This window comes from Methanobrevibacter olleyae (genome assembly GCF_900114585.1).
In the GTDB taxonomy this organism is placed as follows: domain Archaea; phylum Methanobacteriota; class Methanobacteria; order Methanobacteriales; family Methanobacteriaceae; genus Methanobrevibacter; species Methanobrevibacter olleyae.
In genome coordinates this window covers 20,529-35,619 of record NZ_FOTL01000012.1, presented here as the reverse complement: position 1 = coordinate 35,619, position 15,091 = coordinate 20,529, and the positions used below count along the sequence as shown (strand labels likewise).

Annotated in this window: 9 protein-coding genes and 1 pseudogene; 8 read left to right on the top strand and 2 right to left on the bottom strand. The window is 25.4% G+C overall.

Annotation, left to right across the window (positions count from 1 at the left end):
* Nucleotides 1-84: 84 nt before the first annotated feature.
* On the top strand, nt 85-1,023 hold the full coding sequence (locus tag BM020_RS04725; protein ID WP_067146158.1) for a deoxyhypusine synthase: 939 nt from the start codon (nt 85-87) through the stop codon (nt 1,021-1,023).
* Between the two features lie 69 nt (nt 1,024-1,092).
* Here BM020_RS04725 and BM020_RS04720 read toward each other — a convergent pair whose 3' ends face one another.
* Both BM020_RS04720 and pyrF read right to left on the bottom strand, forming a co-directional pair.
* Nucleotides 1,093-1,632 carry a hypothetical protein gene (locus BM020_RS04720; protein ID WP_082762103.1) on the bottom strand — a complete coding sequence of 180 codons (540 nt, stop codon included), beginning with the start codon at nt 1,630-1,632 and terminating at the stop codon, nt 1,093-1,095.
* 104 nt (nt 1,633-1,736) lie between these two features.
* The gene (gene pyrF, locus BM020_RS04715) at nt 1,737-2,384 is read right to left on the bottom strand and encodes an orotidine-5'-phosphate decarboxylase (RefSeq protein WP_074798401.1); all 648 of its coding nucleotides are present in this window, start codon (nt 2,382-2,384) and stop codon (nt 1,737-1,739) included.
* Nucleotides 2,385-2,677: 293 nt separating this feature from the next.
* On the opposite strand from pyrF, the gene BM020_RS04710 reads away from it, so the two are divergent.
* From BM020_RS04710 to BM020_RS04675, 7 genes and pseudogenes are all read left to right on the top strand, one after another.
* Nucleotides 2,678-3,808 (top strand): CDP-glycerol glycerophosphotransferase family protein, encoded by a 1,131-nt coding sequence (locus BM020_RS04710; protein ID WP_067146162.1) that lies wholly within the window; start codon nt 2,678-2,680, stop codon nt 3,806-3,808.
* Between the two features lie 191 nt (nt 3,809-3,999).
* The gene (locus tag BM020_RS04705; RefSeq protein ID WP_067146164.1) at nt 4,000-4,332 is read left to right on the top strand and encodes a DUF2149 domain-containing protein; all 333 of its coding nucleotides are present in this window, start codon (nt 4,000-4,002) and stop codon (nt 4,330-4,332) included.
* A gap of 78 nt (nt 4,333-4,410) precedes the next feature.
* Complete coding sequence (locus BM020_RS04700; protein WP_067146166.1) at nt 4,411-5,142, top strand: DUF2162 family putative transporter; 732 nt, start codon at nt 4,411-4,413, stop codon at nt 5,140-5,142.
* 118 nt (nt 5,143-5,260) lie between these two features.
* Nucleotides 5,261-5,902 (top strand): MotA/TolQ/ExbB proton channel family protein, encoded by a 642-nt coding sequence (locus BM020_RS04695; RefSeq protein ID WP_082762228.1) that lies wholly within the window; start codon nt 5,261-5,263, stop codon nt 5,900-5,902.
* A gap of 645 nt (nt 5,903-6,547) precedes the next feature.
* Nucleotides 6,548-9,922, top strand: a complete 3,375-nt coding sequence (locus tag BM020_RS04690) for an Ig-like domain-containing protein (RefSeq protein WP_067146170.1) — start codon at nt 6,548-6,550, stop codon at nt 9,920-9,922.
* 539 nt (nt 9,923-10,461) lie between these two features.
* Nucleotides 10,462-10,839, top strand: a pseudogene (locus tag BM020_RS04680) (MotA/TolQ/ExbB proton channel family protein); the annotation flags it as partial.
* 184 nt (nt 10,840-11,023) lie between these two features.
* Entirely contained in the window at nt 11,024-14,926 is a 3,903-nt protein-coding gene (locus tag BM020_RS04675) for a right-handed parallel beta-helix repeat-containing protein (protein ID WP_074798399.1), read from the top strand.
* The last annotated feature ends 165 nt before the right edge of the window (nt 14,927-15,091 follow it).

The following is a 15,091-nucleotide window of genomic DNA, read 5'->3' as shown; positions in this document are numbered from 1 at the left end:
ATTTTAAAGTATTATATTCTATTAAAAAATTAAATTTTATTTAATATTATTTTATTTAAGAACTATTTTTTGAGTTTGGATTGTATGAAAGTAAATCAATTGAATATAAAAAAAGATATGTCTGTTAGTGAATTAATAGAACAGTTTGATAATTCAGGTGTATTAGGTGCTGGAAGAGTTGCAAGGGCTTCTAATTTACTGGTTAATATGATTAATGACGAAGATATGGATATATTTATGAGTTTAGCTGGTCCTATGGTTCCAGGTGGTCTTCGTAATATTGTAGCAGGTTTAATAAGAGAAAAGAGAATTAAAGTTTTAATTACTAGTGGAGCTAATATTACACATGATTTATTAGAGGCTTTTGGTGGCAAACATTATCGTGACCTTGGAGATAATGATGAAGAACTTAATGATGCAGGTATTGGGAGAATAGCTGATGTTTATACCAGATCTGATGATTTTGAAGTATTTGAAAGTGAAATAATTAAGATATTTAAGACAATCAGTAATAAGTTAGATAATAATGGGGATAATGGAATTATTTCTATTCAGAGGCTTTTAAAAGAAGTAGGGCTTTTAATCGATGATGAAAACTCTATTTTAAAACTTGCGGCAGAAAATGATGTTTTTATATTTGCTCCTGGTTTAATTGATAGCATGTTTGGCCTTCAATTATGGATGTTTACACAAGACAATAAGCTTATAGTAGATGCAGTTGGAGATATGCATTACTTATCAGATCTTGTTTTTGAGTCTGAAAAGATAGGGGCTATCATGTTAGGTGGAGGTCTTCCTAAGCATTATACTCTTGCTTCTAATCTTTTAAAAGGTGGAATAGATGCAGGTATTCAAATAACTATGGACAGACCTGAAACTGGTAGTTTAAGTGGAGCTCCACTTCAAGAAGCAAAATCATGGTCTAAGGCAAAACAGGGCTCTAACTTAGAAACTGTTATTGGTGATGTAACTATTATTTTCCCTTTAATATTAGCAGATGCACTTAATAGGATAGATGATTAAGCTTCACATCATTTAATCTATTTTTTATATTTTTACCTAGCTTATTATCTTTTTTTAGTTAATTTTTTTTTATAGAATATACTTTTCAAATAAGATTCTAGCTATTTCATAAGCTATTTCAAAACATAAGAAATAAACAAAGCTCAGGATATTTAATAAACCAATAAAAACAAGTAATAAAATCACCACTTTTAATGCAAATCTATAATCAAAGAAATACTCAAGGACTTTACTTTTTTTATAAATTTTATCATTATCATTTCCTATTTCATCGATTATAGCTCCAATCATACAGATAACTATTGTAATAATTGATGAAAATGTAAAAGATTGAAATCCAAGTAATATGAATGTGATTAGGAATGAAGCCATTGTGGAAATGTGATGTATTCCATCTACTTTTAAAGCTAAAATATTAGCAATTAAAATAGCTATAAATATGCAGCTAGCATCTAAATCAACTGAAGATGCATAAGCTGTAAATAATCCACAGACTATACCAATAATTATAGCTAGTATTTTATTTGATTTTTCATCATATTCATCATCTGAAAGTTTCATAAAAAATCCAGATAAAAAATAAGAAAGAGCTAAACTAATATTAAACAATTTTACACCTTTAACTAATGGTTTATTAATGTTTTAAGATTTAATTAATGGTTTATTAATATTTTAAGATATTATATTTTATGTTTATTTTAAATATATTATCTTTATTGAATTGAATCAATAATATCCTTAGTTGCTCCTTTAGGGTCTTCTGCATTGTAGATAGATCTTCCTATTATTAAAGCATTAGAGTATTTTAAAGTTTCTTTAGGGTCTCCTCCTTGAGTTCCCACTCCTGGAGAGATTATAAATGATTCTTTTCCAACAATATCCCTAATTTCTGATAGTCTATCTAATCTTGTAGATGGTGCTACATAATTAGTAATTCCCATTTCTACACCCATTTTTGCAATATCGTCGGCATCTTTTTGTAAGAATTTAACTGCTCCAGGGTGAGACATTTCAGTTAATAAAAATACATCTTTATCGTGTTCTTCAGCAGAGATTTTACAAGCATCTACACTATCTGGACCTACAAATCCATGACAAATAATTGCATCTGCACCAGCATCAAAGGTTTGATTAGCTATTTTCTCATTAGTTGCTGGAATATCTGCTACTTTATAATCACAAATAACTTTATAATCAAAGTTGTCTTTAAAAAAACCAATAGTTGATAATCCTTCTGCAAGAGTTAATGGATATCCTATTTTAATTGTATCAATATATTCATTGATTGATTTACAGACTATTTCAGCTTCTTTTAAATCCATTAAATCCATTGCAAGTATGATATTATTTTTTACATTCATATTATCACTTAATTATTTTCAAATTTTTTATTCTATTGTTAATTTGTATTTAATTTATTATAATTGTATTTATCTTATTGGCTAAATTAATTTGTATTTAATTTATTATAATTGTATTTATCTTATTGGCTAAATTAATTTGTATTTAATTTATTACAATTCTATTTATTTTACCAACTAAAATTATGATTTTATCTAAAAGTATATTAAATTAGTTAAATAGAATATTTATATAAAATTTTAAATTTTTATTTTTATTAAATTACTAATTATTTTCAAAGGAGCTTTTAAAAGTGTATACTAAACATAAGATTTATGCTATGATTTTTAACTTATTTAGGAAATTTCCTCAAAAGAATAATAAAATAAGTCTTTTAACAAATAAAAACCACTCATTTGAAAGTAATTTAGAATATATTGCAAGAGAATTAGATATTAGAAAAACAAAGGATGGAAAAGATTATGAATATAATTTCATTTTAAAAGATTCTTTGTCTTTAAAAAATATTTATGATTTTGCATCATCAAAGTATGTCTTTTTAGTTGATAATTTCTTCCCACTTGCTTTTATGGATGTTGATGGGATGAAATGGGTGCAATTATGGCATGGTACAGGTATATTTAAGAAATTTGGTTATGATCTTTTAAATCATGAAGAAAAGAAAGTTATGGAAATGTTTTCAAATAAAATAGATTTAGTATCTGTTAGTAGTGAAAATGTAATTGATATTTATGCACATAATTTTTTTCTAGATAAATCAAAAGTTCTTCCTTTTGGTATACCTCGTAATGATTTTTATACTAAGCAACATTTAGACAGTAACTATTTAAAGGAATTAAGGGAATCCTTTGAAAAAGACTATCCTCAACTAAAGGGCAAAAAATTAGTTCTTTATGCTCCTACTTTTAGAGAAGATACTAAAAACAATGCTGTTTTTGATTATTTTAATATAGAAAAATTCATTAATGAATTAGGTGATGAATATCTTTTAGCTATAAGATTACATCCTAACTATCTAAAATATTGTGATGAGGAACATAGAATTGATTTAGATGATTTATCAAATAAATATGATATAATTAATTTTACAGAGTTTAAAGATGAACAAAAACTTTTATTATTGTCTAATATTTTAATTACAGATTATTCTTCTATTATGGTTGATTATACTATTTTAAAAAAACCAATTGTACTGTTTGCTTATGATTTAGATGATTATCTTAATAAAGAACGTGGTTTTTACTTTGACTACAAAGAAAAAGTTCCAGGTAAGATAGTTTTTACTACTGAAGAATTAATTGAGATAATAAAAGAAGAAGATTTTAATTTAGAAAAATTAGAGGATTTTTTCAAATTACAGTTTGGTGATTTTAAACCAAATTCATCTAAAGTTATTTTAGATTATATATTAGATGATAAATAAACTTATTATAGCTATTTTTTAGATTTTTATTAGAATTATTTTATAAATCTCACTTTATATTTTTTCAATTAGTTTAGATAAATTTATTAATCTATTTGTAAATATTATATAATATAAGAAATTTATTTGAAATTTATTTATCGATTATTAATTTTTTATATTTATTCTTAATTATTATAAGAAGGTTTTATATGGTTAGAAAGAAATCTAGAAGCCGTTCACGTCAGGAAGAAGATCCTATGGCTGGAACAACAAATCTTGTTGATGCTATGTTAGTTCTTGCTCTTGGATTTCTAATTTTTGCAGTTATCGGCTGGAATTTACAAAGTGTTATTTTTAGTGACATGTCTCCTGAAGATAGGCAAGCAGCTATTGAGTCTATTAGTGAAATCACTAATGTTACACAGGGTGAACAATTAAATGAAACTCCAGATACTTCAAATAGCTCTGGAGAAGGTTATGTAGAACAAGGAAAAGTTTATAAAGATTCGAAAACAGGTAATCTGATTATGGTAGAAGGATGATATTATTTATCTTTTTATTCATTAGTTTTTCGAATATTTCTTTTTTTAAAATAAATCTTTTGTAAATATTGTGATATAATGAATTTATTAGTTAGTTTGTTTGGTATAATTATTCTAGCTGCAGTTTTACTAGTTGGAATTGGAACTGGACTATTATCTAAATTTTTTAAATATGATTTAGTGAAGCATGCTGTAATAACGGCTGTTTTTTCTCTAATCATTGCTTTAATAATTATTGTTTTAAGTCCATTTTATAATGCTCTAATTAGTTTAACAGTTAACAATTTTTATTTCTATATGGTGATGGCATTTATTTCATTAATTTTAGGAATATTTACTATTTATCATTGGGAAAGAGAAAAACAATATGATAGCATCTTAAAGGGATTATTATATTTAGATTTTATACCAGTATCTTATGGGTTATTTATATTATCTTCTGCAGCTTTAGCTCCAAGTTTTATATTTGATTCAGCTAATTTAAGCTTAACTATCACAACAATTCATTTAGCTATTGTTATAGCAGTATTATTAATATTTATAAGTATTGTAACTTATACATTCTCAGATTTCATTGAAGATTATCGTATAGCTCACTATCCAATTATTTATGGAAGTATGATGCTAATCTTTGGATTTTTATTTATTGTATTTGGATTTTTAATTCCAACAATTTCTGAGGTAGTTAAAAATCCATCTACAGAATTAAGTTTAATGCCAATTAGCTCAGGGATAGCTTTTTTAGTTTTACTAGTTATTTTCCTTGGTATTGGAGTATTATTTAAAAAAAGAAATAATAGGCTTGAATAGTTTATTTCATTTTATTTAGAAATTTAAGTTTTGATTTTAACTCTTTAAAATTAAAATTAAAATTAAATATTATTTATTATTTGGTTATATTTTATGTTTATAGGTGATTATGATGGTAATGACAATTCCTGGTGGTGATTTTTTAACCACTGGACTTAATTTAATTTCACAAAGTCTTTTAATACCAGTAGTTATTATATTATTAATTTTTGTAGTTGTTGTGGTGGTCTCATTAGGAGGGCTTATTTATGAATATACCTCAAGAGCAAAGGTTTCTGTTGCTGATGTTTCTAATTTAATTTTAGATATTAATAATTCAGACTCTCTTGATTCCTTAAAATCTAAAATTAATAACTCCCCACTTCCACAAACTCAAAGGACTCTTTTGGTTAAAATAGCAAGTACTGAGAATTTATCTCTTAATTCAAGAGAAGCTTTTGCCCGTAAATTAATTGAAAATGAGGAAAATTTAACAGATAAATCTCTTGAAATTACTGATATCATCACTCGTATTGGACCAACTCTGGGCTTGATGGGTACTTTAATTCCATTAGGTACTGGTCTTGCAGCACTTGGTTCAGGGGATGTAAATACATTATCCCAATCTTTGATTGTTGCATTTGATACAACTGTTGTAGGTATTGGATCTGGTGCAGTGGCTTATATTGTTTCTAAACTTAGAAATAGATGGTATGAAGAGTATTTATCTAATTTAGACGTATTATCTGATGCTGTTTTAGATTTTATGTCTAAATATTAACTATTTTTTTCTTTTTTCTTTATTTTTTATTTTTTTTGAGCTTGTAAAAAGGTTTAGGCTTAAAAATAAAAATTTACTCATTTATTTATAAATAAAATAATTAAAAATAAATTTAAGCCTATAAAAATTTTACAGTCCTTTTTTTTAAATTTGTCTAATTGGTTTATTTTTATTTTTGAATTAATCATTCTTCTTTTAAATTATAACTTAATATATTATAATTTATTTAAATTAAATATGTGTTTTTATGGTATACTATTTTTTTTAAAAGTTATTTAATAAAATTGTATTTTAATTTATTAAAAAAATAGGAAAATATTAAATATTGTTTAAGAATTATTAAAATATTTTTATATATTTTTTTTAAAAAAAATATTTTTTAGAAAATAGTAAAATAAATAAAAATAGTTCATTTTTTAATTAATTTTAATGATAATAATATTTTTTTGTTCAATAGTAATGTTTTTATAATATTAATTATAGAGAATTCTATATATGTTATGTTAATATTTTATTCATCAAAAATTTTAGTCTTTTGAAAATTTATTAAAATTTTATCATATTCTAAATAATGGTTTTAAGATTGTCTTTTAATTTAATATGTTTTCCATACTAAAATTATATTAGTTTCTTTTTGTGGTTTATATGAAGATTAGTAATAATTTTATAAATAAAATTTTAGTTTTAGTTTTAGTTTTGTTTTTATGTTTATGTTGTTTAAATTCTGTTTTTGCGATTGATGGTGCTGAAAATAAGCATATTAGTGGATATTTAAATTCTAATTTGCCATCTACTGGAAGTTCTAATTCTTTAGAAATTGATAACAATGAAAATATTAGGCTTGTTAATCAAGAGTCTAATGAAAAATTTTATTCAAAAAATAAGGTTGAGGCAAATAACAATCTCAATGATGGGGAATGTTTAATTTCTAATGTTGATTCAAATAGTTCTGTTAATAGTTTTGGTATTGATACTCAGTTTGTGAATAGTCCTTCTCTTGTTAATGATAGAAGTTCTGTTACTACTAAATCTACTAAGACTAAAACAAAGGTTGTTGCTTCTAATTTGAATATGAATTATTATGATGGCAGCAAGTTAGTTGCTTATATAAAAACTAGCTCTAATAAGCCTATAAAAGGATTGAAAATTACTTTTAAAGTTAATGGTAAAATTTATAATCGTACTTCTGATTCTAATGGAAAAGTAGTTTTGGGTGTTACTAAGGGTATTACTTTGTATCCTGGCACTTATTCTTGTCTTGTTAAGTTTGCAGGAACTTCTACTTATGCAGCATCAAGTAAAACAGTAACTATCACTGTTAAAAAGTGGAATACTAAATTACTTGCAAATAATTTAGTTTGTTATTATAATGATTCCGTTAACTTAGTTGCTACTTTGCAAAATAGTAGTAGTAAATCTATTAAGGGAAAATCAATTAGTTTTCTAATAAATGGGGTTACTTATTCTCGTACTACTGATTCGAGTGGTAAGGCTAGTTTATCTTTGCCTAAGTTAAATCCAGGCTCTTATTCTTGTCTAGTTAAGTTTGCTGGTGATAGGATAAATACTTCTTCAAGTAAAACAGTAACTGTTACTGTTAATAAACTGGATACTAATCTTGTTGTATTAGATTCTGTGATAGATTATGATAATAAATTGGTTGTTTTATTAAAGGACAGATATGGGGATAGTATTAGTGATAAAGTTGTAATTTTAGAAATTAATAATGTTAATTATAATTTAACAACTAATTATGAGGGAATTGCTACTTTTTCATTACCTATATTAAAACCTGGTGATTATTATTGTTCTGTAAAGTTTTTAGGGGATAATATTTATTTAAATTCTACTGAAAGGACTCAGATTAAGATAAGCAAAGTTGATACTAATATTATTGCTAATAATTTAGTAAAGAATTATGGTGATAATAATTTGTTATATGCTCGCTTGGAAGATATCAAACATAAGAGTTTGGTTAATAGAAGTATTACTTTTTTCATTGGTAATAATTCTTATAGTGCCACTACTGATAATTTTGGAAATGTGTTTTTACCAATTAATTGTTCTCCAGGTTTTTATTCTACAACAATTGATTTTAAAGGGGATGATTTTTATAATGGATTTAATACAACTGTTAATATTATTGTAAATTCTCCTAATGTATTTTCTAATAGAAATGATGGGATTTATCATTGTGAAAATTTATTAATTAATTTATCAACTAGTTCAAATAATGCTATAATTTATTATAGTTTTGATAATGGATCAATTTGGTATAATGGTATATCTTCTGTTAATATTAATTTAACTGAAGGTAATTGGAGTATTTTATATTACTCTTCTTTAAATAATTTCAATAGTTCACTACATTGTAGTAATTTTGTTGTAAAGTCTTTAAAACCTAATTTTTATTATGAATTTAGTTTAAGTAATTCGTGGCCTTTTTATAGACAAATTATGATTAATACACTAAATAGTAGTTATTTTTATGAATCTGGAGCTGAAACGCCACAAGAATTCTGTCATTATGGATCTTATTTCTTTATTCCATTAGGATATTTAGGTTATCAATCAGAAACTCGATTTAATGGCAATTATGGAGATATTTATAATTTTAATCCTAATTGTTCAGGTATTCTTTTATATGTTGATTCTGAGGATTATATTCATTTTACTTACTATGATAATGCTGATTTAAATGTTAATCAGTTTAGTGTTGTTTATAACTACGGAGGGGAATATTTTTATAAGAAAGTTTCTTTTTTATTAAATGGTATTGAAACTATGAGTATAATTTTTTCAGGGGATTTCATTTCTAGTTCATGGAGTAATGAAATTATTAGAACAGTATTCTCATGTAATAATAGTACAATTAAAAAGAATGAAGAACTAAATTATGGTTTTGAGTCTGATAGTGGGTTTGATTTAATTCATAGTTTTGCTATAGTAAATAAACCTATTGATTATGGTGATATTGATTATTGGTTATCTAAAAATAGTTCTTTTACAGTTGGAGGTAATAAAGCAGCTTATGGTACTTTTTTATCTGCTCTGTCTACTATTTGGTTTAGTGACTCTCTAGCTAATGAGGGAAGTGAATTATTTAATGTTACTTGGAATCGTAGTACTTTTTTAACTTTATTTTCAGGAATATCTCAGATAGGCAGAGTTTTTATTCATTGTCCAGATGCAAGTATGGGTATGGATGTTATTGGAAAAGAGGACAATATAAAATTTTTTAATTTTTATTGTTCAAGTTATTTATCTGAATTGGAAACTATGTCTTTAAGATTATCTGGAGCATCTATAAACAAATCTGGTGCAAATGTTATTGATGCTATTTTGGATGGTTATGGTTTTGTTTTTGATCAAAAAAATAACCATGTTGTTATAACTGTTCCAGAATTAGAAAATATTTCTTTATCTTTTGATTCAGATAGTGGAATTGTTCGTGAATATATTATTGAAAATGATTTTGAATATAAAGGTGTTCTTTCTAATGATGATACTTTTTGTTTTCATGATAATTTAACAAATAATTTGATTTATAAACTTCAAAGTATTCTTGGGTCTGAATTATGTTCTAAATCCATACATTTTGGTACTATTAAAACAATTTTATCTGATTTATGGAATTTTACTTGTTATCATTCGCCAGGGATAACTGAAATAGGACTATCTTTAGGAAGTTTAGCCATAGGTTTTTCAAGTATTCCTGCTACTCTTGGAGGTGGTATTCTTATTTCTATAGGGACTATTTTAACCTCTGAGGGTAAGATGATTATATGTTTTAGAAATAAATTTTTATCTGATGATAAGTGGAATTATATTGGATTACATGATGTTGCATTTTGGGAGGGTAGAGTGATTGTTATTCCTAAGTCACCTACTCATTATGATTATATTGAAGTAAAATATAAACAAGGAACTACTGAACTTGATAGGTCTTCTGCTATTTATATTGATGGTGAAAAAGGTAAGAGAAACATGACTGTTGAAGAAACTTATAATTATTTTTAGTCTTGGATACTTAAGATTCTAGTAAGATATGTGTATTTAAAGTGGAATTGACATATTTAATATTATTTTATGATTATAATAATTTTTAAATTTTAAGAAAAAATTTATATTTAATTTTAATGTGAATATTTTTAAAAATTAATTACAATATTATAAAAACTAAACTGGATTTTTTAATTTATTTTTGCATTGATTAAAAAATCTATAATGCCTTTTTGGATTAGAATTCTAATATTTTAATATAAATATGAATGTGTGATTTTATGAATGTATCTAATATTGAAAACATTTTATCTACTTTAGCTTTAATGGTTTTTTTAATACCTCCTTTAATTATATATTTTCAAATGGGTATTCCTATTCATATGCTTCAAATTACTATATTATTAAGCATATGTTTAATTGTTCTAACAATTTACTTATATTATAAATTCAATAAACCCAGCAATTTAAAGAATCTGGCTAAAGCAATTATTGGCCTATTTATAATTTATTTAGGTGAGTATCTTAATTTAATTTTTAATATATTTTAATTAAATCTTTTGGTTAAAATAGCAAGTACTGAGAATTTATCTCTTAACTCAAGAGAAGCTTTTGCCTGTAAATTAATTGAAAATGAGGAAAATTTAACAGATAAATCTCTTGAAATTACTGATATCATCACTCGTATTGGACCAACTCTTGGTTTGATGGGTACTTTAATTTCATTAGGTACTGGTCTTGCAGCACTTGGTTCAGGGGATGTAAATACATTATCCCAATCTTTGATAGTTGCATTTGATACAACTGTTGTAGGTATTGGATCTGGTGCAGTAGCTTATATTGTTTCTAAACTTAGAAATAGATGGTATGAAGAGTATTTATCTAATTTAGACGTATTATCTGATGCAGTTTTAGATTTTATGTCTAAATATTAACTATTTTTTTCTTTTTTCTTTATTTTTTATTTTTTTCTATTTTTTTTAAATCTTATTTTATATTTTTATCAATTAGAATTTAATTCTATTTTATATTTTTTCAATTTATTTGGATAATTATATATAATATATTCAATAAAGATTAAATTATAGAAATTTAAATGGAGGTGAAATTACGGATAAAATGAAATTGCCTTCCTTTATTGCTTTAGCATTGATATTATTTTTATCTTTAAGTGTAGTTAGTGCAAGTGATAATATTGATGGCTTTACTAACTCATCAGATGGTGTATTTGATAATTCAATTAGCATATCAGATTCTGATAATTTAAACAGTAATGATGACTGTAGTGATGAGATTAGTGATTCAGATGATTTAAACAATTTAAATGATTTTGAAAACGGTAACACTTATTCAAATAATCCAGATGATGAAATTAGTGATTCAAAGACTAAGGATTCTAATAAACTTAGAGGTTCATTAGTTTCCAACTTAGAAGAGAATATAGTTTCCTCTTCAGAACCAATCATAATTGACAGTTCAAGCTATTCAGCTTACTTTGATTCATCAAAGGATGGATTAATAAGATCAGGTACTCTTAAAGATGGGGATACCATAAAAATCAAAAGTATTTCTGATAAGGTTTTTACTATTAATAAACGATTAAATATAGTATCTGATAATGAGGATATGTTATCTAATTGTTTAATACGTCTTATAGATGGAAGCTCTGGTTCTGTATTAAATAATCTTCGTATTATTAATACAAAAGAAAAGGTAACTGGTTCAAAATATTATTTATCTGGTATAAGCATTATAAACTCATCAAATAACATAATTACAAACTCTCTCATTAATGTCAGTCTTTATAAATGTTTTGCTGTTATGATGTCAAATGCAAGCTATAATAAAATTATCAACAACAGAATATTATCTGGCAAAAGCTCAACTATTCCAATGACAGCTTCATCATATAATGAAATAAGAGATAATTACATTGAGTCTGAAATGGCAAATATGATTTATCAATCTGCATATGGTAATGGAGATTTCATGACAATAGATGATGAAGTTTGTAGTGGAAACATTATAGCAAATAATTACCTTAAAAGTAGAAATGGTACTTATAATTCTTATTGCTATGCAATTTATTTAATGCAATCTGCAAGTGGGCCTGGTGGAGTTATAGCAAATAATACAATAGAAAATGCATTTTATGCAATAATTGTTGATGCTTCAAATACTTTGATATACAATAATACAATATCAAACATTGGTGGACCTGCAGCTATTTTCACTAGCGGAGAAAATATTAGAATTTCAAATAATAATATCTCTACTGAATATACAGATGTTCATACTTGGAATGATGATGGAAATGTTGTAGCTATTAAAAATACTGGTAAAAATAATTCAATAGTTAACAATACATTAAAATCCATTGGTTCTGATTCAATTTTAAACACTGGTGTAAATTTAGAAATAATAGATAATACAATTTATAGTGAATCTGCAAACTGTATTAACACTACAAAATCTAATGTTATTATTGAAAATAACACTTTAATTGGATTAAATTCATCTGGAGTAATGATTTTCACCTCTCGTCTTGCAGAAAACATAACTATTAAGAATAACTACATATCTACTGATAAAAGTGCTATTGTACTAAGAGGTAATGTTAGTTATTCATTAGTTTGTGATAATATAATTAATATATCTGGAGGCTCTGATGCTATTGCACTATTAAAATATACTAATAGAAATCCAATTATGCCATCTCATAATGCTATTTATAACAATACCATTAATGGTCTAATTGTAAATATGACAGATCCTTCAGAGATAGAAAGAAACGATACAACTAATGATACTAACGGTACTACTAATACTACTAATGGTACAAGTACTAATGGTAGTGAAACTAATGGTAGTGGTACATATAGTGATGATAAAATCAATACAAGAATTAGCATTGTAAGTAGTTATGTTATTAAGGGTAATGATTTTCTTGTTTACTTAAAAGATAGGATTGGAAATCCAATTGGTGGTGAAAGGGTAATTTTTAATATATTGAATAAAGATTACATAAGTACTACTGATTCAGAAGGTAGGGCAAGATTACGATTAAATCTAAATATCGGCAATTATGAAATGAATATAGGTTTTGCAGGAAATGATAATTATAATCCCTGTGAAATTTCATCTAAAATCAATATTATAAGAAATCGATTCATTGTTACAGAGGGAAATTTCTATACCTGCTTTGATGAAAATTCCTATCTAAAATCAGATTATAGTGACTATGAGTTAGTGTTTAGAGGTAATTTTAACAATAAAAGAATTATTTTAAATCATCCAGTTTATTTAAAGTCTGATTCTGCAAAGTTATTAGATTCTGTTATTAAAATTGAATCTGATAATGTTTATGTAGATGGATTTACTATAACTAATTCAAATCCTAATAATGCAGATGATAACCATAGGTTTGCTATTTTATTGGATAATGTAAAATATGTAAGTATTATAAATAATAAAATTCAATTAAATAGTTTTGATAATGGATATGGAATCTATATATCCGAATCTTCTAACTGTAATATTTTAAATAACACAATTAAAGTTAAAGCTAATACATTAACTTTTGGAATCATACTTTATGATTCTAATAAAAATACATTAAAAAACAATAATGTTTTTGTTAATGGTACTAAAAAGGCTCATCTTTATGATTCAACTATTAAGGTAGATAGCTCTATCAGTGTTGATGATAACTATGCAGAAGGTATAGTTATTCCAGAAGTCTATAAAACTTATGGTATTATTTTATTCTATTCATCTTCTAACGATATTGGGTATAATAATATAAATGCCACTTCTGGTGTTAATAATTATTCTTCTAAAGAATCTACAAATTCTATTGTTGGTATCGATTTGTATTATGGAAGTAACAATAATAAAGTTCATCATAATAATGTTAATATTAGAGCTAAAGACCCTTACCTTTATGGTTTAGGAGTTTTAGGTGCTGAAACTGGTAAAAGAGATCAGATATCTGCTAATAATAGTTTCACTGATAATAATATAGTTGTAAATGGAACTTATTATTCTGCAGGTATTATAGCAGGTTATAACTCTATTAATACAACAATAGCAAGAAATAACATTAAGTGTATAGCTAGAAATGTATCCTATGGTGGTATTTTAGAAGGTGCTGATTATACTAAGTTTTATAAAAATAATATATTTTGCAATGCAAGAGTTAATTATTTATTAGAAGCTTATGATTCTGATAATTGTGAGATTTATGATAATTATTTTGATTATGGTGATAAATCATTAGTTGTTAGAGGCATAGCATTGTATAATTCTAAAGGTAATAAAGTTATAAATAATAGCCTTCCTTCTTTAAAACCTTTAATTTCTCCTATTATAAAAGAGATAAATAGAATATGGAAATTAAAACATCCAAATTCTAAAATAGTATTTACTGAAAAAGATATAATGTATGATAGTCCAAATTCTCCTATGATAGTTAGGAAAAATGGTACTGTTTATAATTTATTAGATTTACTTGACTATGAACCTACAAGTCATCCAGATGTTATCACTCCAAATAATCAATTATATGATGATATTGGTGGTAAAGATAACATATTTTATAAAAATGATGTGAGAGATCCAAGTAATGGTGAATCTAGTAGAGGAACTGGAACTGATTCTGGAGGCTCAAGCTCTGGAAGTGGATCTCATTCTGATGGTTTTCCATCAGCTGATCCTTCATCTTCAGCTAATACAAATGGGAATGCTACTAAGGATAATGGCTCTGGTCAACATTCTGATTTAAAGGCTAATAGTGTTTATTCTAATTCCACTATTTTAGATGGAAACACTGTAGGTACCTCATCATCTGCTCCAGTAACTGAATCAGCTACTGCTTATAATCTAAATCTAGATGAAAACCCAGCAGCTGCAGTTCGTTCATTATCTTTAGGTGGAATGAATGCTCCTGTACTTATTATAATATTATTGCTTATATTTGCTTGTGCTTCAGAACTTGTTAAACGTTCTAAAAGGGATTTATAACCCAGCTTTTTGAGCCTTCGGCTCAAAAACCTGGACCAAAATTTTTTTCTTTTTTTATTTTTTACTTTTTTAAACTGGTTATCTTTTTTATTTTTTACTTTTTTAAACTGGTTATCTTTTTTATTTTCTTTGTTATGCTAAATTTTATAATTAAGTTTTAAGAAA